The sequence below is a fragment of the Plebeiibacterium marinum genome, from assembly GCF_026013615.1.
In the GTDB taxonomy this organism is placed as follows: Bacteria; Bacteroidota; Bacteroidia; order Bacteroidales; family Marinilabiliaceae; genus Saccharicrinis; species Saccharicrinis marinus_A.
In genome coordinates this window covers 125,327-149,664 of sequence record NZ_JAPDPI010000001.1, presented here as the reverse complement: position 1 = coordinate 149,664, position 24,338 = coordinate 125,327, and the positions used below count along the sequence as shown (strand labels likewise).

The 24,338-nt window shown below is 38.0% G+C and carries 21 protein-coding genes and 4 tRNA genes; 24 read left to right on the top strand and 1 reads right to left on the bottom strand.

The genetic code is table 11. The features are described 5' to 3' along the window. Positions 1–40 precede the first annotated feature (40 nt). The 18 genes from rpsU to OM074_RS00545 all read left to right on the top strand — a co-directional run bounded on the left by rpsU (position 41) and on the right by OM074_RS00545 (position 16,428). On the top strand, positions 41–232 hold the full coding sequence (gene rpsU, locus OM074_RS00630) for a 30S ribosomal protein S21 (RefSeq protein WP_301197326.1): 192 nt from the start codon (positions 41–43) through the stop codon (positions 230–232). A 70-nt stretch (positions 233–302) separates the two neighbouring features. Beyond that, a complete protein-coding gene (locus OM074_RS00625) occupies positions 303–1,187 on the top strand; it encodes a tyrosine-type recombinase/integrase (RefSeq protein WP_301197325.1) in 885 nt (294 codons plus the stop codon). Between the two features lie 18 nt (positions 1,188–1,205). Then, positions 1,206–1,505, top strand: a complete 300-nt coding sequence (gene hpf, locus OM074_RS00620) for a ribosome hibernation-promoting factor, HPF/YfiA family (RefSeq protein ID WP_301197324.1) — start codon at positions 1,206–1,208, stop codon at positions 1,503–1,505. A 170-nt stretch (positions 1,506–1,675) separates the two neighbouring features. After that, positions 1,676–1,758: transfer RNA gene (locus tag OM074_RS00615), tRNA-Tyr, on the top strand. 87 nt (positions 1,759–1,845) lie between these two features. After that, positions 1,846–1,918: transfer RNA gene (locus OM074_RS00610), tRNA-Gly, on the top strand. 6 nt (positions 1,919–1,924) lie between these two features. Further along, a tRNA-Thr gene (locus OM074_RS00605) sits at positions 1,925–1,996 on the top strand. 62 nt (positions 1,997–2,058) lie between these two features. Continuing rightward, complete coding sequence (gene tuf, locus OM074_RS00600; protein WP_301197323.1) at positions 2,059–3,246, top strand: elongation factor Tu; 1,188 nt, start codon at positions 2,059–2,061, stop codon at positions 3,244–3,246. A gap of 45 nt (positions 3,247–3,291) precedes the next feature. Further along, positions 3,292–3,364: transfer RNA gene (locus tag OM074_RS00595), tRNA-Trp, on the top strand. A 107-nt stretch (positions 3,365–3,471) separates the two neighbouring features. Then, on the top strand, positions 3,472–3,666 hold the full coding sequence (gene secE, locus OM074_RS00590; protein WP_301197322.1) for a preprotein translocase subunit SecE: 195 nt from the start codon (positions 3,472–3,474) through the stop codon (positions 3,664–3,666). Positions 3,667–3,678: 12 nt separating this feature from the next. Next, a complete protein-coding gene (gene nusG, locus OM074_RS00585) occupies positions 3,679–4,230 on the top strand; it encodes a transcription termination/antitermination protein NusG (protein ID WP_301197321.1) in 552 nt (183 codons plus the stop codon). Between the two features lie 117 nt (positions 4,231–4,347). After that, positions 4,348–4,791, top strand: coding sequence for a 50S ribosomal protein L11 (rplK, locus tag OM074_RS00580; protein WP_301197320.1), 444 nt, complete (start codon positions 4,348–4,350; stop codon positions 4,789–4,791). Between the two features lie 19 nt (positions 4,792–4,810). Continuing rightward, on the top strand, positions 4,811–5,506 hold the full coding sequence (rplA, locus tag OM074_RS00575; protein ID WP_301197319.1) for a 50S ribosomal protein L1: 696 nt from the start codon (positions 4,811–4,813) through the stop codon (positions 5,504–5,506). 26 nt (positions 5,507–5,532) lie between these two features. After that, the gene (gene rplJ, locus OM074_RS00570; protein ID WP_301197318.1) at positions 5,533–6,051 is read left to right on the top strand and encodes a 50S ribosomal protein L10; all 519 of its coding nucleotides are present in this window, start codon (positions 5,533–5,535) and stop codon (positions 6,049–6,051) included. Positions 6,052–6,087: 36 nt separating this feature from the next. Then, a complete protein-coding gene (rplL, locus tag OM074_RS00565; RefSeq protein WP_301197317.1) occupies positions 6,088–6,465 on the top strand; it encodes a 50S ribosomal protein L7/L12 in 378 nt (125 codons plus the stop codon). Positions 6,466–6,568: 103 nt separating this feature from the next. Next, entirely contained in the window at positions 6,569–10,381 is a 3,813-nt protein-coding gene (gene rpoB / locus OM074_RS00560) for a DNA-directed RNA polymerase subunit beta (RefSeq protein ID WP_301197316.1), read from the top strand. A 79-nt stretch (positions 10,382–10,460) separates the two neighbouring features. Next, the gene (rpoC, locus tag OM074_RS00555) at positions 10,461–14,738 is read left to right on the top strand and encodes a DNA-directed RNA polymerase subunit beta' (protein ID WP_301197315.1); all 4,278 of its coding nucleotides are present in this window, start codon (positions 10,461–10,463) and stop codon (positions 14,736–14,738) included. Between the two features lie 91 nt (positions 14,739–14,829). After that, entirely contained in the window at positions 14,830–15,159 is a 330-nt protein-coding gene (locus OM074_RS00550; RefSeq protein ID WP_301197314.1) for a DUF3467 domain-containing protein, read from the top strand. A gap of 63 nt (positions 15,160–15,222) precedes the next feature. Next, positions 15,223–16,428 carry an exo-beta-N-acetylmuramidase NamZ family protein gene (locus OM074_RS00545; RefSeq protein ID WP_301197313.1) on the top strand — a complete coding sequence of 402 codons (1,206 nt, stop codon included), beginning with the start codon at positions 15,223–15,225 and terminating at the stop codon, positions 16,426–16,428. Here OM074_RS00545 and OM074_RS00540 read toward each other — a convergent pair. After that, positions 16,377–17,042, bottom strand: coding sequence for an AlbA family DNA-binding domain-containing protein (locus OM074_RS00540; RefSeq protein ID WP_301197312.1), 666 nt, complete (start codon positions 17,040–17,042; stop codon positions 16,377–16,379). The genes OM074_RS00545 and OM074_RS00540 overlap by 52 nt on opposite strands. Positions 17,043–17,249: 207 nt before the next feature. Between OM074_RS00540 and nuoE the strand changes: the two genes are divergently transcribed. From nuoE to OM074_RS00510, 6 genes are all read left to right on the top strand, one after another. Further along, positions 17,250–17,747, top strand: coding sequence for an NADH-quinone oxidoreductase subunit NuoE (nuoE, locus tag OM074_RS00535; RefSeq protein ID WP_301197311.1), 498 nt, complete (start codon positions 17,250–17,252; stop codon positions 17,745–17,747). A 6-nt stretch (positions 17,748–17,753) separates the two neighbouring features. Continuing rightward, positions 17,754–18,935: an NADH-ubiquinone oxidoreductase-F iron-sulfur binding region domain-containing protein gene (locus OM074_RS00530; protein WP_301197310.1), complete on the top strand. Its 1,182-nt coding sequence runs from the start codon at positions 17,754–17,756 to the stop codon at positions 18,933–18,935. Between the two features lie 18 nt (positions 18,936–18,953). After that, positions 18,954–20,741, top strand: a complete 1,788-nt coding sequence (locus OM074_RS00525; protein ID WP_301197309.1) for an NADH-dependent [FeFe] hydrogenase, group A6 — start codon at positions 18,954–18,956, stop codon at positions 20,739–20,741. Positions 20,742–20,878: 137 nt separating this feature from the next. Continuing rightward, entirely contained in the window at positions 20,879–21,127 is a 249-nt protein-coding gene (locus tag OM074_RS00520) for a (2Fe-2S) ferredoxin domain-containing protein (protein ID WP_301197308.1), read from the top strand. 12 nt (positions 21,128–21,139) lie between these two features. Continuing rightward, entirely contained in the window at positions 21,140–22,993 is a 1,854-nt protein-coding gene (locus OM074_RS00515; RefSeq protein WP_301197307.1) for a [Fe-Fe] hydrogenase large subunit C-terminal domain-containing protein, read from the top strand. Next, positions 22,983–24,176 (top strand): SpoIIE family protein phosphatase, encoded by a 1,194-nt coding sequence (locus OM074_RS00510; RefSeq protein WP_301197306.1) that lies wholly within the window; start codon positions 22,983–22,985, stop codon positions 24,174–24,176. Before OM074_RS00515 ends, OM074_RS00510 begins: the two co-directional genes overlap by 11 nt. The last annotated feature ends 162 nt before the right edge of the window (positions 24,177–24,338 follow it).

Sequence of the window (24,338 nt, the reverse complement as noted above, 5' to 3'; positions counted from 1 at the left end):
TTAAAATATTACAGAAAATATAAAATCAAAGGAGAAGATTATGATTGTTATTCCGATTAAAGAAGGCGAAAACATTGAAAGAGCATTGAAGAAATTCAAAAGAAAATTTGAAAAGACAGGTGCAATGCGTGAATTACGTTCACGTCAGGCTTTTACAAAACCTTCTGTAGTAAGAAGAGAGGAAGTTAAAAAGGCAATTTATATTCAACAATTGCAACAAAACGAGGAATAGAAAAATATTTGAGGGCTTTTGCTGGAAAATTATTATATTCGTTAATAAGAACAGTAAGAATAAGTCCTGGATGATTTCAATTCAATCGTTTTTAAGATATTTAGAGTTCGAGAAGCGCAGTTCTCAATATACATTGGTTTCATATCGCTGCGATCTCGAACAATTTATTTCTTTTTCGGAAGAAAAAGAAATAGATGAGGTTGCGCTTGTCACCAGGAAGCATGTTCGTAATTGGATTGTAGATTTGGTGGGAAAAGGTTTAGCTCCTAAAAGTGTTAGCCGAAAAGTTACTTCGCTAAAGTCATACTTCAAATTCCAGATGAGAGAAGGAATAGTTGAGGTAAATCCAGTTGATGGCGTGCCGGTTCCTCGGTTGCCAAAGAAAATACCAGTTTTTGTTAGGGATTCAGAAATGGATCTTTTGTTGGATAGAATTCCGTTTCCAAATAGTTATGAAGGGGTTCGGGATAAATTGATTCTTGAGCTTTTTTATGGTTCAGGTATGCGTTTGTCCGAACTTGTGGGATTAAGAGATCAGAATTTTGATTTGAAACAAGGGGTGGTTAGGGTAATCGGTAAGTTTAATAAAGAAAGACTGATTCCTATGTATCCATCTTTGGTTAATATGATTAATGATTATCGGAGATTCCGGGATGATGTTTTTGGGAAGGAAAATGTAGTAGCTTTCTTTCTTACTAAAAAAGGTGAGGCTGTGTATCACAAGCTTGTGTATAGGGTTGTGAATAAATATCTGGCAATGGTTACTACCTTGCATAAAAAAAGCCCTCATGTGTTGCGGCATTCGTTTGCAACCTCATTGTTGAATGCAGGGGCGGATTTAAATGCGATAAAGGAGCTTTTGGGTCATTCTAATTTGAATGCCACCCAGGTGTATACGCATAGTAGTGTTGAGAAAATTACCAATATATACAATCAGGCCCATCCGCGGTCTTAAATAAATGGAGGATTTAATATGAATATTACAATTCAATCAGTAAAGTTTGATGCTGCCGATCATCTACAAGAGTTTATCGAGCAAAAAGTGAGTAAATTGGATGTTTTTTTCGATGGAATTATTGATGCCGAAGTAATTCTTAAGTTGGATAAGTCGGAAACAACTGAAAATAAGGTGGCAGAGATTAGTTTGAATGTACCTGGATCTGAAATGTTTGCCAAAAAACAATCAAAAACATTTGAAGAATCTGTAGATCTTTCTTGTGAAGCGCTTCGTAAGCAATTGATTAAGAAGAAAGAAAAGGTAAAAGCAAAATAATTTAAAAAAAGTGATATATTTTTGTTGTATTAAAAAAATATTATACATTTGCACACCGTTTTAGGAAAGTGATATTTTTGATACACTAAAATAAAATAATAAGATAGGCTGGTTGTTGAAAAAGTAATCAGCCTATTGAATGAAAAGCCTTTTAAAGAAAAGGTGTTTTGGGGGAGATACCAAAGTGGCCAACTGGGGCGGACTGTAACTCCGCTGACTTTCGTCTTCGTAGGTTCGAATCCTGCTCTCCCCACAAGAACCAGAACAAAATATTGAAATAGTTATCGGGAAATCAGAGTTTTTGATGAAATATTCATTACCTTTGTAGCCCGAATCAAAAGCGGGAGTAGCTCAGCTGATAGAGCATTAGCCTTCCAAGCTAAGGGTCGCGGGTTTGAATCCCGTCTCCCGCTCAATCCGCCGATGTAGCTCAGGGGTAGAGCGTTTCCTTGGTAAGGAAGAGGTCATGGGTTCAAATCCCATCATTGGCTCTATTCTGGTTCGGAGTAAAAATATAAATAAGTTAATATCTAATTGTCTAATTATTCGAGTTATGGCTAAAGAACATTTTGACAGGTCAAAGCCTCACGTGAACATCGGTACAATTGGTCACGTAGACCATGGTAAAACAACCTTAACAGCTGCTATTACAAAAGTGTTGGCAGATGCTGGATTGTCTGAAGCAAAGGATTTTGATCAGATTGATAATGCTCCTGAAGAGAAAGAAAGGGGTATTACAATTAACACTGCTCACGTTGAGTATCAAACAGAAAATCGTCACTATGCACACGTTGACTGTCCAGGTCACGCCGATTATGTAAAGAACATGGTAACTGGTGCTGCTCAGATGGACGGTGCTATCATCGTAGTTGCTGCTACTGACGGTCCTATGCCTCAAACTCGTGAACACATCCTATTAGCTCGTCAGGTAAACGTTCCTAGACTAGTAGTGTTCATGAACAAAGTTGACATGGTTGACGATGAGGAGTTATTGGAACTTGTAGAAATGGAAATCCGTGAACTATTAGACTTCTATGAGTTTGATGGTGATAATACTCCAGTTATCCAAGGTTCTGCTCTTGGTGGATTAAACGGAGATGAGAAATGGGTTGGTAAAATCATGGAGTTAATGGCTGCTGTAGATGAGTGGATTCCACTTCCTCCACGTGATATTGACAAGCCTTTCTTGATGCCTATTGAGGATGTATTCTCTATTACTGGTCGTGGTACTGTTGCTACTGGTCGTATTGAGTCAGGTATCATCCACACAGGTGATGAAATGCAGATTATCGGTTTAGGTGCAGAAGGTAAAAAGACTGTTTGTACTGGTGTTGAGATGTTCCGTAAGATTCTTGACGAAGGACAAGCTGGTGATAACGTAGGTCTATTGCTTCGTGGTATCGATAAGAATGAAATTAAAAGAGGTATGGTTCTTGGAGCTCCAGGGTTAATCACTCCTCATACTAAATTCAAAGCTGAGGTTTATATCTTGAAGAAAGAAGAAGGTGGTCGTCACACTCCTTTCCACAACAAGTATCGTCCTCAATTCTACCTACGTACTCTTGATGTAACTGGTGAAATTTCTTTACCAGAAGGAACAGAAATGGTAATGCCTGGTGATAACGTAACTATCACAGTAGAGCTTATCTACCCTGTTGCTATCGATCAAGGTCTTCGTTTCGCTATCCGTGAGGGTGGTAGAACAGTAGGTGCTGGTCAGGTAACTGAAATTATTGAGTAATCAATATATGAATGAAATGGAAGGTTAAGCCTTCCATTTTCATACACGAGAGTAGTTCAGTTGGTAGAGCACTGGTCTCCAAAACCAGGTGTCGGGAGTTCGAGTCTCTCCTCTCGTGCTAAGCCGGATAAAAACTTATAAAGGTGGTTATCCGGCAAGTTCATGAATAGGAATGATGATATTTGTTTTTCATTCAATTTAGATAACAAATTAAAGAGAAATCTTGTGAGCAAAATAGTAAATTACCTTAAGGACGTTCAAAACGAATTAGTGAACAAAACTTCATGGCCAACCTGGTCGGAGTTGCAAAGTAGTGCTTTAGTTGTAATGGCTGCGTCTGCTATTATTGCTGCTATTGTTTTTGGAATGGACATTTCTTTTGAAAAGGTTCTGAATATGGTATATAAACAACTTTACTAATATATTGTAGAGATGGGTAATGTTGATAAGAAATGGTATGTTTTAAGAGCCATAGGGGGTAAGGAAAAGAAAGTTAAGGAAAGTGTAGAGAATGAAATCGATCGCCTTAATTTGCAAGATTATATTTCACAAGTGCTGATTCCTACAGAAAAAGTTTTTCAGATTCGTAATGGAAAAAAGATTGCGAAAGAGCGTAATTTCTTTCCCGGTTATGTTATGATTGAAGCTGCATTGGTAGGAGAAATTCCTCATATCTTAAAAAGCATTCCAAATGTTATTGGATTTCTTGGTGACAGAGATAATAGTGCGGTTCCGTTGAGAGCTTCTGAAGTGAATAGGATGCTTGGTAAGGTGGATGAATTGGCTGATACTGAAAACGCAGAATTAGATGTGCCATACTATGTTGGAGAAACAGTAAAAGTAACTGATGGTCCGTTTAATGGTTTTAATGGTATCATTGAAGAAGTGAATGAAGAAAAGAGAAAGCTTAAAGTAATGGTAAAAATCTTCGGAAGAAAAACACCATTGGAGTTAAGCTTTTTACAAGTAGAGAAAGAATCATAAATTTTGTTTTGGCTTGTATGTTTAAGCTTCCATAAAAGAAAATATTCTTTTATCACTACAAGCAGGAAAAATAAAATTTAGTCTTTATATATATAAATAACTAATTAGAATTGCTACATGGCTAAACAAGTAGAAACTTTTATCAAATTGCAGATAAAAGGTGGAGCAGCAAACCCTTCACCACCGGTTGGACCTGCTTTAGGTGCAAAAGGTGTTAATATTATGGAGTTTTGTAAGCAATTCAATGCCAGAACTCAGGAAAAAGCAGGTAAAGTTTTACCAGTTGTTATTTCGGTGTATACAGATAAGTCTTTTGACTTTGTTATTAAAACACCACCAGCAGCTGTTCAACTTTTAGATGCTGCTAAGCTTAAAGGAGGTTCTCCTGAGCCAAACCGTAAAAAGGTTGGTTCAGTAACTTGGGACCAGGTTAAAGCTATTGCTGAGGATAAGATGGCAGATTTGAATTGTTTTACAGTTAGCTCTGGTATGAAGATGGTTGCTGGAACTGCCAGAAGTATGGGTATCACCGTTGAAGGTGAGTTCCCTGGTGATAATTAATTAATACCATTTTGGAGTTATGACAAAACTAACAAAAAATAAGAAGTTAGCGTTAGATAAAATCGAAGCCGGAAAGCAATATTCGCTTGAGGAGGCAGCCAAATTGGTAAAAGAAATTACCACTACAAAATTTGATGCTTCGGTAGATGTTGATGTACGGTTAGGTGTTGATCCAAGAAAAGCCAACCAAATGGTAAGGGGTGTTTGTGCCTTACCTCATGGAACTGGTAAACAAATTCGTGTTTTAGTGTTGTGTACTCCCGATAAAGAGGAGGAAGCAAAAGCTGCAGGTGCGGATTATGTTGGATTGGATGAATACGTGGAAAAAATCAAAGGTGGCTGGACTGATGTAGATGTTATTATTACTATGCCTAGTGTGATGGCTAAAGTAGGACAATTAGGACGTGTTTTAGGTCCTCGTGGTCTTATGCCAAACCCTAAAAGTGGTACAGTAACAATGGAAATCGGGAAAGCTGTTAATGAAGTTAAAGCTGGTAAAATCGACTTTAAAGTTGATAAATTCGGTATAATTCATGCTTCTATTGGTAAAGTATCCTTTGATGAAACTAAAATTGTTGAGAATGCTAAAGAGTTTTTAAATGTAATTTTGAAACTTAAGCCTTCTGCAGCAAAAGGTACTTACATTAAAAGCATTAGTCTTTCAAGTACCATGAGTCCCGGTATTCGTGTCGAAACCAAAGCGGCTGAAGCCTAATGTTTAACTAACAGAAAAAAGGAATCATGAATAAGGAAGATAAAAGCTTACTTGTAAAAGAACTTACCCAAAATATTGCTGATTATAGCCATTTTTATGTGGTTGATGCAGGGGATATGAATTCGGGTAAAACTAGTGATCTTCGTAGAGAGTGTTTCAAGAAAGAAATCAAAATGATGGTAGTTAAAAATACCCTTTTTGAAAAAGCTCTTGAAGCGACAGAAGGAGATTTTGCACCATTATATGATGCTTTAGTAGGTTCTACAGCTATTTTCTTTTCAAACGTGGGTAATGTACCAGCAAAACTTATTAAGGAATTTGCAAAGGCTAACAAAAAGCCGGTTTTAAAAGGTGCTTACGTTGAAGAGTGCTTATATGTTGGAGAAGAGAATTTAGAGGCTCTTGTTAACATTAAGTCGAAAGACGAACTTATTGGAGATATTATTGCTCTATTACAGTCACCAGCGAAGAATGTTATTTCTGCACTTCAATCAGGTGGCAACACAATACATGGCGTATTGAAAACATTGGCAGAAAGAGAATAAAAAAAAGTAAAAAATTAATATTTAATAAATAAAAAAATGGCAGATTTAAAGAAGCTTGCTGAAGAATTAGTTAACTTAACAGTAAAAGACGTTAACGAACTTGCTGAGATCCTTAAAGAAGAATATGGTATTGAACCTGCTGCTGCGGCTGTTGCTGTTGCTGGACCTGCAGCTGGTGGTGAGGCTGCTGCTGCTGAAGAGCAAACAGAATTCGACGTAATTCTTAAATCAGCTGGTTCTTCTAAACTAGCTATCGTTAAGCTTGTTAAAGAAATGACTGGCGTTGGTCTAAAAGAAGCTAAAGAATTAGTTGACAAAGCTCCTGCACCATTAAAAGAAAAAGTTTCTAAAGAAGAAGCTGAAGCATTAAAAACTCAATTAACTGAGGCTGGAGCAGAAGTTGAACTTAAGTAATTACTACTACCTAATATAGGGAACGGTTTAGGGACTTATCGGAGATAAGTTCCTAAGCCTTTTTATGCATTTATGTTATTAAGTTCAATAAATTTGCTGATAAATGACTCCAAATACCACAAGCGAAAGGATTAGCTTTGCTTCAATCAAAAATCAGTTAGATTACCCTGATTTTTTAGAAGTGCAATTAAAATCATTCCGTGATTTTTTCCAACTTGGTACTACTCTTGAGGAACGAAGAGAAGAGAAGTTGTATCAGGTTTTTCAAGAAAACTTTCCAATCACGGATACCAGAAACAACTTTGTACTTGAGTTTCTTGACTTCGGTATTGACCCTCCTCGATACACCATTCAGGAATGTATCGAACGTGGACTTACTTTTAGTGTACCATTAAAAGCTAAGTTAAAGTTATATTGTACCGATCCTGAACACGAAGATTTTGATACAGTAGTTCAAGACGTATATCTTGGAACTGTACCTTATATGACCGATAAAGGTAGTTTCATCATTAATGGTGCAGAAAGAGTTGTAGTTTCCCAACTTCACCGTTCACCTGGTGTATTCTTTGGTCAAAGTACTCATGCCAATGGTACCAAATTGTATTCTGCCAGGATTATCCCATTTAAAGGTTCCTGGATAGAGTTTGCTACCGATATAAACAGTGTGATGTATGCCTATATTGATAGGAAGAAAAAATTACCTGTAACTACACTTTTACGTGCTATTGGCTATGAAAGTGATAAAGAAATTCTTGAAATCTTTGATTTGGCTGATGAAATCAAAGTTTCGAAGTCAGGCTTAAAGAAAGTTGTTGGTAGAAAATTAGCTGCCCGTGTCCTTAAAACTTGGATTGAGGATTTTGTGGATGAAGATACCGGTGAAGTTGTTTCAATTGAAAGAAATGAAGTAATCATTGATCGTGAAACAATAATTGAACCTGAACACATAGATGAAATAGTTGATTCTGGTGCAAAAACTATTTTAGTTCATAAAGAGAACCAGAATCTTTCAGATTTTGCTATTATTTATAATACACTTCAAAAGGATCCTTGTAACTCCGAAAAAGAAGCTGTATTACATATATATCGTCAGTTGCGTAATGCTGAGCCACCAGATGAGGCTACAGCTCGTGATGTAATTGATAAATTGTTCTTCTCTGACAAGCGTTACGACTTAGGAGAGGTAGGACGTTATCGTTTGAATAAGAAATTAGGTTTAGAAACAGAAATGGATACGAAAGTATTGACTAAATCTGATATTATTCAAATTATTAAGTATTTGATTGAGTTGATCAATTCTAAAACTGAGGTTGATGATATTGACCACTTAAGTAACAGACGTGTTCGTACTGTAGGTGAGCAATTAGGAAACCAGTTTGGAGTTGGTTTGGCACGTATGGCCCGTACCATTCGTGAAAGAATGAATGTTCGCGACAATGAGGTTTTTACACCTATTGAATTGATCAATAGTAAAACATTGTCTTCAGTTATTAACAGTTTCTTTGGAACTAATGCTTTATCTCAGTTTATGGATCAAACAAATCCATTGGCCGAGATTACTCATAAACGTAGGATGTCTGCCTTAGGACCTGGTGGTCTTTCGAGGGAAAGAGCTGGTTTTGAGGTTCGAGATGTACACTATACGCATTATGGTCGTTTGTGTCCGATTGAAACACCTGAGGGACCAAATATCGGTTTGATTTCTTCACTTTGTGTTTTTGCAAAAATTAACCCGCTAGGTTTCATTGAAACACCTTATCGTAAGGTTGCTGAAGGTACTGTAGATCTTTCAGAAAATGGTGTGGAGTATCTTAGTGCAGAAGAAGAGGAAGAATTAATCATTGCTCAGGCTAATGCGCCGTTAGATGAACAAGGTAATTTCGTAAACAGTCGTGTTAAAGCCCGTCTGGAAGCTGATTATCCAGTTGCGGCACCAGAAGAGATTCACTTAATGGATGTGGCACCTAACCAGATTGCTTCTGTAGCTGCATCGTTAATTCCTTTCCTTGAGCACGATGATGCGAACCGTGCATTGATGGGATCTAACATGATGCGTCAGGCTGTACCATTGTTAAGGCCTGAAGCTCCAATTGTAGGTACAGGATTGGAAGGTAAGTTAATACGTGACTCAAGAACTAACATCGTTGCAGAGAAAGATGGGGTAATTGAGTATGTAGATGCTGAAGAAATTGTAATAAAATACGATTTGAGTGAGGATGAGAAATTTGTAAGTTTTGATTCCGAAACTAAAAGATATAAAATCACAAAGTATCAAAAAACCAACCAAAGTACTTGTATTGATCTTAAGCCTTTGGTTGTTACTGGTCAAAGAGTGACTACAGGGCAAATTCTTACTCAAGGATATTCGACTGAGAAAGGGGAATTGGCCTTAGGACGTAACCTTAAAGTGGCATTTATGCCTTGGAAAGGTTATAACTTTGAGGATGCAATTGTGATTTCAGAAAGGGTAGTTAGAGAAGATATATTTACTTCTTTACATATTGATGAATATTCGCTTGAAGTAAGGGATACAAAACGAGGTTTGGAAGAATTGACTTCTGATATTCCTAATGTAAGTGAAGAAGCAACAAAAGACCTTGACGAGAATGGTTTAATCAGGGTTGGAGCTCATGTTAAGCCAGGTGATATTTTGATTGGTAAGATCACTCCTAAAGGAGAAAGTGATCCTACTCCAGAGGAAAAATTACTTAGGGCAATTTTTGGTGAAAAGGCAGGTGATGTTAAAGATGCATCATTAAAAGCTTCTCCGTCGTTATCGGGAGTAGTAATTGATAAAAAGTTGTTCTCTCGTATCATTAAAGATAGAAAAGCGAGATCAACAGATAAACCTTTGATAGCTAAAATTGATGAGGAATTTGACCGCTCTGTTGCTGAATTAAGAAACCGTTTGGTTGACAAATTATTTGTGTTGGTTAACGGTAAAACTTCTCAAGGTGTTCAGGATTATTTTGGAGTTGATGTGGTTTCTAAGGGAACCAAGTTTACTCAAAAAATATTGATGGATATTGATTATCACAATATTGATCCTAATAAGTGGACTACAGACGTGGATAAAAATGAAATGATTCAAAAGGTTATTCATAATTATCTGCTTAAGTTCCAGGAATACGAAGCGAAAGAAAAGCGTCAAAAATATAATATTACTATTGGAGATGAACTTCCAGCAGGTATCGTTCAGCTAGCAAAAGTTTATATTGCTAAAAAACGTAAGATTACTGTTGGTGATAAAATGGCAGGTCGTCACGGTAATAAGGGTATTGTGTCACGTATTGTTCGTGTGGAAGATATGCCTTTCCTTGAAGACGGAACTCCGGTTGATATAGTTCTTAACCCTCTTGGTGTACCATCAAGGATGAACCTTGGACAGATTTATGAAACTGTACTAGGTTGGGCTGGTAAAGAATTGGGAGTTAAGTTTGCTACTCCAATTTTTGATGGAGCTAAGTTTAGTGATATGGATGAATGGACATCTAAAGCTGGTGTTCCTAACTATGGTAAGAGTTATTTATATGATGGGGGTACTGGTAACAGATTCCACCAGCCTGCAACAGTAGGTGTTATTTATATGCTTAAGTTAGGTCACATGGTTGAAGATAAAATGCACGCCCGTTCAATCGGACCTTACTCGCTTATTACGCAGCAACCACTTGGAGGTAAAGCTCAGTTTGGTGGTCAGCGTTTTGGAGAGATGGAAGTTTGGGCATTGGAGGCATTTGGTGCAGCTAATATCCTTCAGGAAATCCTTACTGTGAAGTCGGATGACGTTATGGGACGTGCAAAAGCTTATGAAGCTATTGTGAAGGGAGATTCACTTCCAACGCCTGGCATTCCGGAATCACTTAATGTATTGTTACATGAACTTAGAGGTCTTGGTTTAAGTGTAAACCTTGATTAAAAACCTTATTGTCATTGAATAATGCTGGTCATTATTCAATGATTGCCTTATTTGTTTTAAATTTAATAGACGTCGACATATGGCATTCAGAAGAGATCAGAAAGTAAAGAGTAATTTTACAAAAATCTCTATCGGGTTAGCTTCGCCGGAAGAGATCCTTGAAAGATCGAGCGGTGAGGTTTTAAAACCTGAGACCATTAACTATAGAACTTATAAACCAGAACGTGACGGATTATTCTGTGAAAGAATTTTTGGTCCGGTTAAGGATTATGAGTGTCACTGTGGTAAATATAAAAGAATTAGATATAGAGGTATCGTTTGTGACCGATGTGGAGTTGAGGTTACAGAAAAGAAGGTACGTCGTGAAAGAATGGGACACATTTCTTTAGTGGTTCCCGTTGCGCATATTTGGTACTTTAAATCATTACCTAATAAAATTGGATATTTATTAGGTTTACCTACAAAGAAATTAGATTCCATTATTTACTACGAAAGATACGTAGTAATTCAAGCTGGTATTAAGGCAGAGGATGGTATCCAGTATATGGATTTCCTTACTGAAGAAGAGTATTTGGATATTTTAGATACCCTGCCAAAGGAAAACCAGTATTTAGAAGATGATGATCCAAACAAGTTTATCGCTAAAATGGGTGCTGAAGCATTGCACATGATTTTAGGTCGTCTAGATTTAGATGGGTTATCGTATGATTTAAGACACAAAGCAAACACAGAGACTTCTCAGCAAAGAAAGAATGAAGCTCTTAAACGTTTGCAGGTTGTTGAATCTTTTAGAGAATCTGCAGGGAGAAACCGTCCTGAATGGATGGTTGTTAAAGTTGTTCCTGTTATTCCACCAGAATTGCGTCCTTTAGTACCATTGGATGGTGGTAGGTTTGCAACCTCAGATCTTAATGACTTATATAGAAGGGTTATTATCAGAAATAACCGTTTGAAGAGACTTATTGAAATCAAAGCTCCTGAAGTTATTTTACGTAATGAGAAACGTATGCTTCAGGAATCTGTGGATTCATTATTTGATAACTCGCGTAAAGCAAATGCAGTTAAAACAGATGCCAATCGTCCTTTAAAATCATTAAGTGATAGCTTGAAGGGTAAGCAAGGACGTTTCCGTCAAAACTTACTTGGTAAGAGGGTTGACTATTCTGCTCGTTCTGTAATTGTTGTAGGTCCTGAGTTGAAGATGCACGAATGTGGTCTTCCCAAAGGAATGGCTGCAGAGTTATATAAACCTTTTGTAATTAGGAAATTAATTGAAAGGGGAATTGTTAAGACAGTAAAGTCTGCAAAGAAAATTGTTGACAGAAAAGATCCTGTAGTATGGGATATTCTTGAAAACGTGCTTAAAGGACACCCGGTACTGCTTAACCGTGCTCCTACTCTTCACCGTTTAGGTATTCAGGCATTCCAGCCAAAATTGATCGAAGGAAAAGCAATTCAGCTACACCCTCTTTCGTGTGCTGCATTTAATGCTGACTTTGATGGTGACCAGATGGCTGTCCATCTTCCATTAGGACATGCTGCTATCTTGGAAGCTCAAATGTTAATGCTGGCCTCTCAAAATATTCTAAACCCTGCGAATGGTGCACCTATTACGGTTCCATCTCAGGATATGGTTTTGGGTCTGTATTATATGACCAAAGCTCGTGAAGGGGCTAAAGGTGAAGGATTAACTTTCTATTCACTTGAAGAAGTGAAAATTGCATTTAATGAAGGTCAGGTTGACTTGCATGCAATTGTTAAAGTAAAAGGGTATGACCTAAATTCTGAAGGTGTACCTGAATTACAGATTATTGAGTCAACAGTAGGTCGTATTTTATTTAATGAATTTGCTCCAAGAGAAGCCGGATTTATTAATGATGTATTGACTAAAAAAGCACTAAGGGATATTATTGGTAGGGTGCAAAAAGTGTGTGGTACTCCACGTACAGCAGCCTTCCTTGACGATATTAAGAACCTTGGTTACCGAATGGCATTCGAAGGGGGGCTTTCGTTTAACCTGGGTGATGTTATTATTCCTGAAGCCAAAAATAAAATGGTGGAAGAGGGATATGCTGAAGTTGAAGAAGTATTGAATAACTATAACATGGGATTCATTACTAACAACGAACGTTATAATCAGATTATTGATATCTGGACACACGTAAATGCTCGTTTGACAAATACTTTGATGACTCAGTTGAGTTCAGACAGACAAGGGTTTAACTCTGTTTATATGATGCTTGATTCAGGAGCGAGGGGATCTAAGGAGCAGATTCGTCAGTTATCAGGTATGAGGGGTCTGATGGCAAAACCACAGAAGTCTGGTGCTGAGGGTGGTCAGATTATTGAAAACCCGATTCTTTCTAACTTTAAAGAGGGACTTTCGGTACTTGAGTACTTTATTTCTACTCACGGTGCTCGTAAGGGTCTTGCGGATACCGCTCTTAAAACAGCCGATGCGGGTTATTTGACACGTCGTTTGGTTGATGTATCGCAGGATGTTATTATCACTGAAGATGATTGTGGTACTTTAAGAGGATTGACAGCTACGGCTATTAAAAATAACGAAGATGTAGTTGCTACTTTGTATGAGCGTATACTTGGTCGTGTTTCTGTACACGATGTATACCATCCATCAACCGGTAAAATGATTGTGAAGTCGGGAGAGGAAATTGACGAAGTAAAAGCTAGAATCATTGAAGATTCACCTCTTGAAAGAGTAGAGATCCGTTCTGTACTTACCTGTGAGTCGAAACAAGGGGTTTGTGCCAAGTGTTACGGACGTAACCTTGCGACAGGAGGCTTTGTGCATATCGGAGAAGCAGTTGGTGTTATCGCAGCGCAGTCAATTGGTGAACCGGGTACACAGCTTACTCTTCGTACGTTCCACGTAGGGGGTACTGCAGGTAATATTTCTTCAGAAAACAGTATTGTTGCTAAATATGATGGTATTGTTGAAATTGAAGAATTAAGAACTGTACCAATTAAAGATGATACAGATAAAGAAATTGATATTGTGATCGGCCGTTTGGCAGAGTTACGTATTATCGATAAAAATACAGGTATAGCATTAGCTAACCATCCTATTTCTTATGGTTCTAAGTTGTATATTAAGAATGGGGCAGAGGTTAAGTCAGGCGATTTGATCTGTGAATGGGATCCATATAATGCCGTAATTATTTCTGAAAAAGCAGGTTCTGTTAGTTTTGATAATATGCTTGAAGGTATTACTTATAAGGAAGAGTCTGATGAACAGACTGGTTTCCGTGAAAAAGTAATCATTGAGACAAGAGATAAAACTAAGAACCCGGCATTAAGAATTGTTGACGATTCTGGTGAAATTCTGAAAACTTTCAACTTACCGGTAGGTGCACACGTTGCTGTTGAAGAAGGTGCCAAAGCTGCAGTTGGTGAAATTGTAGCTAAGATTCCTAGAGCTGTTGGTAAAGCAGGTGATATTACAGGGGGTCTTCCTCGAGTTACCGAGCTGTTTGAGGCTCGTAACCCATCTAACCCTGCTGTTGTTTCTGAAATTGATGGTGAAGTATCGTTTGGTAAGATCAAGAGGGGTAACCGTGAAATTATCGTGACATCTAAAAACGGACAGGTTAAGAAATATTTGGTTCCTCTGTCTAAACAAATTCTTGTACAGGAGAATGATTATGTTCGTGCGGGTATTCCATTGTCCGATGGAGCTACTACACCTTCAGATATTCTTCATATCATGGGGCCAACAGCGGTTCAGGAGTATATCGTTAATGAGGTACAGGATGTATACCGTTTACAGGGTGTGAAGATTAACGATAAACACTTTGAGATTATCGTTCGTCAGATGATGCGTAAAGTAGAAATTGTAGATCCGGGTGATACTAAGTTCCTTGAAAAACAAATCGTTGACAAACTTGAGTTTATGCATGAAAATGACCATATCTTTAGTAAGAAAGTGGTTGTTGATGCAGGAGACTCTGAGAACTTGAGAGCAGGTCAGATTATTACGATGCGTAGATTAAGAGATGAAAATTCTCAATTAAAACGTAAAGACCTTAAGATTGTTGAAGCAAGGGATGCCGTTCCTGCAACATCAAGTCAGGTTCTTCAAGGTATTACAAGAGCAGCACTTCAAACTAAGAGCTTTATGTCAGCAGCTTCCTTCCAGGAAACTACTAAAGTACTTAATGAAGCAGCTATCTCAGGTAAGATTGACAGGTTAGAAGGACTAAAAGAAAATGTAATTTGTGGACACTTAATTCCTGCTGGTACAGGTCAAAGAGCACTATCTAACTTAGTGGTTGGTTCACAGGAAGAATTTGATAGTCTGGTAGCTAAGGAGTCAGAAGTAGAAGAAGAACAAGAATAATTTATTCTGCTAAATATTATAAAAGGGAAGTATCATGATACTTCCCTTTTTTTATTGATTGTGGATTTATATTTTTACAAATAAAAACGTTATGGAAGAGAAGAAAAATAAGAACCAACTAAATATTGAGCTTAATGAGGAAGTTGCTCAGGGTGTATATTCAAACCTCGCAGTTATAACACATTCGCCCTCTGAATTTGTATTAGATTTTATAAGAGTGATGCCTGGTGTACCTAAGGCTCAGGTAAAATCACGAATTGTAGTAACCCCGGAACATGCTAAAAGGTTGATGTTGGCCTTGAAGGATAATATCCAAAGGTATGAATCTATGCACGGGCCTATTAAAAATATAGAAGATGGGCATCCGGGAGGAGGGGGATCGATTCCTATGAATTTTGGAGGAACCACTCCTCAGGCATAATACATATTTATTTTCAGGGGTGTAAAACAAGCGTTTTTATACCCTTTTTTTACGGAATACCTTATGCGAAATCTAGTCGTTGTATTGTTAATTGTACTTACCAATCTGAGTTCATGTAAATCCCAATCAAATCCGGTTATAGCACCAGGAGCTTATAGTATGGGTGAATATCTGCCTCTAATAATGGGTAAAAAGGTTGGTTTGCTTGTTAATCATTCTTCTTTGGTAGGTAATGTGCATTTATTGGATACATTGATCAGTTTAGATGTCAATATTTCCAAAGTGTTTGCACCTGAACATGGTTTTAGAGGAGTTAATGATGCTGGGGAGCATGTTTCAAATGAAGTAGATGCCAAAACGGGGATACCTATTGTTTCATTATTTGGCAGAAATAAAAAGCCTACGCTTAATCAGCTTGAAGGAATTGACGTTGTGTTGTTCGATTTGCAGGATGTGGGTGTACGTTTTTATACCTACATCAGTACCATGCATTATATGATGGAAGCCTGTGCTGAAGCAGGGGTGAGCTTTGTTGTTTTGGACAGGCCTAATCCTAATGGGGATTATTATGCCGGACCGGTTTTGAATCCTGAATTTTCTTCATTTGTTGGAATGCATCCCATTCCAGTAGTGCATGGATTAACTGTGGGAGAACTGGCAGGAATGATTAATGGGGAAGGTTGGTTAAAAGGTGGCTTAAAGTGTGATTTAAGAGTGATAAAGGCCAAGAACTGGGATCATAATATACCTTATGAATTACCGGTTAAACCCTCTCCCAATTTGCCGAATCATTTATCTGTTAGATTATATCCCTCTCTGTGTTTTTTTGAGGCAACTAATGTTAGCATAGGAAGGGGAACGTTTTTCCCATTTCAAGTTATTGGATATCCCAACCCGACTTTGGGTAATTTTTCTTTTACTCCCAAAAGTATTGAAGGTATGTCAAAGAGTCCAAAGCAACAAAATGTTACATGTTATGGAATAGATTTAAGGGATACAGGGAATATTCCCAATTTTACTTTCAGTTATTTTGTAGATATGTATGAGAAGCTAGGAAAAGAACCCGGCTTTGAACTTAACGAAAGGTGGTTTAATCTGCTGGCAGGTAATGATATAATTCTTAAAGAGATTAAGCAAGGGGTGTCTTTGACCGAGGTTGCTTTATTATGGCAAGAAGATTTGGATCATTATGGCAAGTTAAGGGATAAGTATCTTCTTTATTCAAAGGAAGATGGGAGTGAACTACCTTCTGTTGATACTAATGAATAAGTAATTTGTTTTTCAGATATATGAATTTTGATAATATTCATGCATAATAAACTAACCATAATTCTTTCCGCTTTATATCTTGATATTTTGGCTTTTTTGTAGAACTGTGAAAATGTAATAGATTCATTTTTGCTTAAAAAATCCAGCAGGAATTTTTCAGCGTGGTTTATCTGAAAGAGGTTTTCTTTATTTTTCTTTTTAGCTTTCCAGTATTCCAAAAGTATTTTGTTTGCCAGTAAATTCTGGTCCTTTACCCTGACATATACCAGGTATTTGTTTTCTTTATTGGGTGCTTTGTGTGGTTTTTCTATACTTGGAGGTATAATAATTTCCATTACAGTTTTTCCTTCAGATTGCCATTCGAAAACTTGAAAATTAACAGGAGGCCTGCAATACATCTGAGCTGCAGCCTCAATCATGTAAAACTCTTCTTCAGAAGAAACGCCTGCAATTTTTCCATTGTCTTTTACCCCAACCAATAAGCTTCCTCCTTCAGTATTAGCAAAAGCAGCTAATGATCTGGCAATTTTTTTTGAATCGTTTATGGCATATTTGAAATCCTGATGCAAGTGTTCTCCCTGATCAATCTTCTCTTGAAGTTTTTTGTTTCTCATTAATAAAGGTATTTGTTACAAAAATATAAGATTTCACTTTTACTCACAATTAATCTGCTAATAGTAAAATGTGAGTGTAACTGCTTATCTTATAATGTGTCTAAATAATAAAACATGACAATCATCAGCTTAAAGGATGTTAATAATTCTTAATTTATTAAAGAAATTATTCTTTAATAAAGCTTTTTATTACCAAAATCACTTAATATGTCTGAAATTACTAACCTGGTAAAATCGTTAGCTGAAAAGCATGGACGATATCAAGAGAGTCTGTTACCCATACTACAAGGGGTAATAGAGCAACAAAAATTTCTTTCAGAGGAGGCTATGGTGGAGATTGCTCGAGAGCTGGATATTTCTGCGGCACGAGTCTTTGGAACAGCATCCTTCTACTCTTTTTTGAATACAAGGCCCCTTGGGCAATACGTAATTAGGGTATGCCGAACAATTACTTGTATGATGCATGGAAAAAACCAGATCATTCAGGAGCTTGAGAAATGCCTGAAAATTAAACTAGGGGAAACTACGTTAGATGGCAAGTTTACTTTGCTGGAAACAAATTGTTTGGGGCAGTGCCATAAAGGGCCGGCAATGCTGGTTAATGATGAGCCATATACGCAGTTAACCCCGGAAAAGGTAAGAGACATTATACAGTCATTAAAAATGAATGAAGCTTCTAAATTGTCGAACCCGGATTTAAATTAGAAAGATATGCCAAAGAAAAACCTCAAAAGACTGGATCTGATTTTCAAGAATGAGCTTGATGGAGAGCAAATACTTGAGAAAACAATCAAGAGATCAAAACAGGACATTATTAATGATCTTATTATTTCAGGGTTGAAAGGACGAGGGGGAGCAGGATACCCTACTGGATTAAAGTGGAAGCTGGCAGGTGAATCAGAAGGGGATATGAAATATGTTATCTGTAATGCGGATGAAGGAGAGCCCGGCACATTTAAGGATAGGGAAATATTAACCCAGGTTCCTATGAAAGTTTTAATTGGGATGGCTGTTTGTGCAAAAGTGATTGGTGCCCATCAAGGATTTATATATTTAAGAGGAGAGTATAAGTTTCTGCTTGATAATTTAAATGAAGTTATTGATGATTTTCATGTGTTATTAAATAAAATAGGATTCGATTTTCGGGTAAAAGTGTTTTTAGGGAGTGGTGCTTATATCTGTGGTGAAGAGAGCGCTTTGTTTGAGAGTATGGAGGGGCATAGGGGAGAGCCCAGGAATAAACCTCCATACCCTACTCAATCAGGATATAGAAAAATGCCCACAGTAATCAATAATGTGGAAACCCTGGCTCATACATATTCAATATTTAAATATGGACCTGATAAGTTTAAGGATTTGGGAGTTCAGGATTCAAGGGGTTCGAAAGTGTTCTCTGTTTCAGGAGATACCCCTACCCCCGGGATTTATGAATTGGAGTTTGGAATGTCTCTTCAAAAGTTTGTAGAAGATTTTGGAGATGGGGATGCTAAAGCGGTGCAAGTAGGTGGTGCTTCGGGTTTTTGTGTGCCCCGTAAAAAGTTTGGCAGAACAGTAATTGGTTATCAGGGGAAACTCACCGGGGAATCTTTACCGACAGGGGGGTCTATGATGATTTTCAATTCTTCAAGGAGTATGTATAATGTACTGCACAATTACCTTGAGTTTTTTGTAGAGGAAAGTTGTGGGCAGTGTACTCCATGTCGCGTTGGAACTCAGCAGCTTTTGTTGGGAATTGAAGCGGTAAAGAGGGGAGAGCGTCCATCGGAGTATCTGGACAAGTTACTTAAACTGGCAGAAAACATGAGAGTAACTGCAAAGTGTGGTCTTGGTCAGTCGGTTGCAAACTCCTTTTCTTCTATTGTAGAAAATTTTAAAGAAGAAATGATTTATTAATCATTTAATGTATCGGTTATGAGTAAAATAAATTTAGTTATAGATCATATACAGGTTAGCGTTGAGTCAGGTTCTACTATTTTAGAAGCTGCTAAGAAAATGAATATCAAAATCCCTACCTTGTGCCATCATGAGGATCTGTGTGTGGCAGGTAACTGCCGTGTTTGCATGGTAGAGCAAGTGGGAAGTGACAGGCTATTGCCCTCATGTGCAACACCGGCTGCAGAGGGTATGGAAATCTTAACAAACAGTTTAAAAGTGAGGAATGCAAGGAAGAGTGTGATTGAGTTGTTGGTTTCTGAGCACAGGGCAGAGTGTACCCGGTGTTATAAAAATGGCACCTGTGAGTTGCAGCACCTTTCATCTGAATATCTGATAGGTGAAGATAGTTTAATTGACCTGGTGCCATTAAAGGAGTTTACTATTGATTATTTTTCTCCTTCAATTATTAAGGATGATTCAAAATGTATACGTTGCCAGCGTTGTGTTCGTTCCTGCGATCAATTACAGAATATAGGAGCTTTGTCTGTTGCCTATAAAGGGCAGAAGATGAAGATTGCTTCCTTTTTTGAGAAGCCTATGTATGAAGTGGTTTGTACCAACTGCGGTCAGTGTGTGAATCGTTGTCCGACAGGGGCACTGATAGAACGCAATTATATAGATGAAGTTTGGTCAGCAATAAATGATCCCCAAAAACATTTGGTTGTACAAACAGCTCCTGCTGTTAGGATTGCTTTAGGTGAGGCATTGGGAATGGAGCCTGGTAAAATAGTGACCGGCAAGATGGTAGCTGCACTTCGTCGATTAGGATTTGATTCGGTGTTGGATACGGACTTTTCGGCAGATTTAACCATTATTGAAGAGGGAAATGAATTGCTTCAGCGGCTGAAAGGTGCTTTAGTGGATAAGGATCCTAATGTAAAGCTTCCAATGACTACCTCATGTTCTCCTGGATGGATAAAATATATTGAGCATATGTATCCACAGTTATTGGGCAATGTGTCTACTGCAAAATCACCTCAGCAAATGTTTGGGGCCTTAGCAAAGACCTATTACGCAAACAAAATCAATGTGGAACCTGAAAATATGGTTTCGGTATCAGTGATGCCTTGTACCGCAAAAAAATATGAAGCCAATCGCCCGGAGATGCATTCGAGTGGGTATAAAGATGTTGATTTGGTATTGACTACACGGGAGTTGGCCAGGATGATTCAGCAGGCTGGTATTGATTTTCTTGCTCTCGAAAATGAGGAATACGATTCAATTATGGGAATGTCGACCGGAGCTGCTGTAATATTCGGAGCAACCGGTGGGGTGATGGAGGCCGCATTGCGCACCGCCTATGAGGTTGTAACGGGAAGAGATGTGCCCTTTGATGGTTTGAATATTTTACCGGTAAGAGGAATGGAAGAAGTAAAAGAGGCTTCAATAAAGATTGAAAATCCATTGCCGGCATGGGCTTTTTTGGATGGGGTAGAGTTGAAAACGTGTGTGGCACATGGTTTAGCGAATGCCAAAAAGGTGATGGATCGTGTTGTAAAAGGAGAGGCAAATTATCATTTTATTGAGATAATGGCCTGCCCTGGAGGATGCCTGGGTGGTGGAGGGCAGCCTATTCCTACAAATAAAGAAATCAGGGAAAAGAGAACCCGGGCCATATACGAGGAAGATGCCGGAAAACCTATACGGAAATCTCATGAAAATCCTGAGGTAATCAAGATTTATGATGAGTTTTTGGTTAAACCGCTGGGGCATAAATCACACGAATTGTTACATACTTCTTATACAGAAAGAAATAGGTATTGATAAAGTGGGCTGATGCCCGCTGGTATTAGTCGTGAAATATTAATTGACTGTCTGATATTGTTCGGACAGTCTTTTTTTGTATTTTGAAAGCTTTGTATAACCCTGTTTATACATTAAGGTCAAATAATAATAAGCATATGCAAAACGAACATTCTATCACAATATGTATGGGAAGCTCATGCTTTTCGAGAGGTAATAAAGAGGTGTTGGCTATAGTTAAAAAATTTTTAGCTGAGCATGACTTAGAAAAATCAGTTTTTTTTAAAGGTGAGTTGTGTACCGGCAATTGTGAAAAAGGCCCGGTGTTAAAAGTGGATGATGAGGAGTTTAATTCAGTTAATCCGGATAAAGTGTATGATATCCTGGCTAAATATTTTAATGTTTAAAAGTAATTTTCAATGGCTCCATTAATTGAAGTTGACAAGGATAAATGTAATTTAAGCTTTACCTGTATCAGGGCATGTCCTGCTAAAGCAATAAAAATAGCAGATAATCATGCAAATATCATTCATGATAAATGTATTGGTTGTGGCAATTGCGTAGTTGTGTGTGCCCAAAATGCCATCGTTTACAGGAAAGAAGAGGATTCTGTTTCTGAATTTATTAATAGTCCTGTAAAAGTTGCCGCGATATGTGATCCTGCACTGTCTGGCGAATTTACTGATATTTCTGATTACCGCAAGTTTGTTGGTATGATAAGGGCTTTAGGCTTTGATTATGTGGGAGAAGTGGCATTTGGTGTGGATTTGGTTGCATCACGGTATAAAGACTTGTTGGAGAATTTTCAGGGGAAATACTATCTGACAACACACTGCCCTTCGGTTCGTTCATTTGTTGAAAAGTACAGGCCAAATATGGTTGAAAACCTCGCTCCGATTGTACCTCCGTATGTTGCGATGGCAAAAGTGATGCGGAAAAGATATGGTGAGGATATAAAGGTGGTTTATTTAACGGCTTGTGTTTCTGCTAAAGATGATGCAAGGAGTTTTTCTGCCACAGATGGAAAAGTTAATGCGGTAATATCTTTCACCGAACTCAGGGAGCTATTTGCACAACACGGTATAAATGAGTCTTCAGTAGAGTTTAGCGATTTTGATGCGCCTGTAGGTCGGAAAGGGGCTCTTTATTCTATTCCTCACGGATTGTGGCAAGCAGTAGATCTGTCTCAGGATATGTTAAATAGCAGTATCATCTCAACAGAAGGAAGAAATAATTTTATTCAGTCATTATCTGAGTTTTCAGAAGATACAAACCTCAACCAGCATTTGGATCTGTATTATTGTGAAGGATGTGCTATGGGGCCGGGAATGTCTTCTGGTGCAAAGAAGTTTACCCGGCAGTCAAATATTATCAGGTACGTTGAAAAAAGATTAAATGAAATTGATTGCGACCAGTGGCGTGCTGATATGGTAGAGTTCAGGGATCTGGATCTTTCACGTTCATTTAAAATTACCGACCGCAGATTGCCTAAACCATCAGAAGAAGACGTGCAAAGGGTTTTGCACGATATGGGCAAGGGCGATTTGAGAGACCAGTTAGGGTGTGGGGCTTGTGGCTATCCATCATGCAAGGAGTTTGCCGTGGCATATTGTCAGGGACTTACAAATTTTGAAATGTGTTATTCTTATTCAATTAAGAGTTTACATACTTATATTAATAAAGTTCATGCTGCCAATGAAAAGCTTAAAAATACCAAGGAGGCACTTCGGGAAAGTGAAGAATTGGCTTTAAAGGAAGGGAAATCAGCCCGTGAAGCAGCAGATACCATGACTGCTATGTTAAATAAGTTAAGGGCAGGGGTTGTGATGGTTGATGCTCAGATGAATATTATTGAATCTAACCAAAGCTTTGTTGATATGATGGGTGAGGATGCCCAGCAGTTAAACGAAGTAATACCCGGGCTAAAAGGCGCAGATATTAATAGTCTGTTGCCATTCGGGAAGTTGTTTGCATCAGTAATGCAAACGGGACAAGAGGTGAAAAATAGGGATATAACAGTAGGTGATAATATCTTGAATGTGTCGGTTTTTGCTATCAAAAAGCACCAGATAGTGGGAGGGATTATCAGGGATTTAACCGCTCCGGAAGTTAGGAAAGAGGAGATTATTAATCGGGCACGTATTGTTATCAGGGACAACCTTCAAACAGTGCAGCAAATTGCCTTTTTGCTTGGCGAAAGTGCCTCAAAAACAGAAAAAGTGTTGAATTCTATTATTGAAGCTCAAAAAATAGGCGATAGTCATGGAAGTTAAAGAGGCTGATTTTTATTTGGATATTAATTGTAGTCAGAACAATCACCATGGGGAATTTATATGTGGGGATGTGTTTATTTCTCGCCGTATTAAGGAAGATGGTCGGACAATTGCAGTGCTGTCTGATGGGATGGGGAGTGGCGTAAAGGCCAATGTTTTGGCAACCTTAACCGCTTCTATGGGTATTAATTTTACCATAGAGCATAAAGAGGTTCAAAAAACAGCCGAAATTATCATGAATACCTTACCCGTTTGTAGTGTAAGGAAAGTAAGTTATTCAACCTTCACCATAATTGATGTGGAAGATGACGGAAGTACTACCATTGTAGAGTATGATAATCCTCGTTGCTTAATTATGAGAACCCACCGCCCCTATGACCCGGGCTGGGAAGAGGTTACCCTTAATAGCCAGAGGAATAAAGGTAAAAAGCTATATACCTGCCACTTTAAGGCGCGAAAAGAAGATAGGATTTTCTTCTGGTCGGATGGTATTATTCAGTCAGGTATGGGGAGTAAAACCTTGCCATTTGGTTGGGGAAGGGACGAAGTTGAAAACTATGTTGTAAAGAGTGTGAAAAATACGCCTTTTATTTCCTCGTCAAAGCTGTCAAAAAAAATAATTAATATGGCATCATTAAATGATGGGGGAAGTCCCCTGGATGATTCTTCTTGCGGAATTATCTATTTCAGGGAACCTCGGAAACTTTTGTTTGTAACTGGTCCGCCATATGAAGAAGAAAAAGATGCAGATTTTTCGATTAAAGTTCAAAGGTTTGGTGGGAAGAAAATTGTTAGTGGAGGAACCACAGCCGAAATTGTTGCCAGAGAGTTGGGGTTGAAGTTTTCGGCCAGCCTGGAAATGCTGGATCCGGATTTACCACCGACTGCCCAAATGGAAGGGGTTGATCTGGTAACAGAAGGCATATTGACCTTAGGGAAAGTAGTGCGTATCCTCGAAAACTTTTATAAAGATGATGTTTTGGGTAAAGGGCCTGCTTTTCAAATTGTTAAGATGTTTTTGGAAAGTGATAAGATTCATATCATTAATGGTACCAGGATTAATGTTGCACATCAGGATCCAAACCTTCCGGTAGAACTAGAAATACGTCGTACTGTGGTGAAAAGAATTGCCAGGTTGCTCGAAGAAAAGTTTTTAAAGGAAGTCTCCATTGAATATGTATAATTTATAATCAATCAAAATTATATGGGTATAAGGGCAGGTATATATTGGTTTTAAAATGGAATGCTTTGGGTGGTGTGTGTAATGTTCAGGTTTTCAGGTGTGTGTGTGTGTTTTGGGAGGTGTGTAAAAGTGCATAAATATGCAAAAACATAATGATGTAAG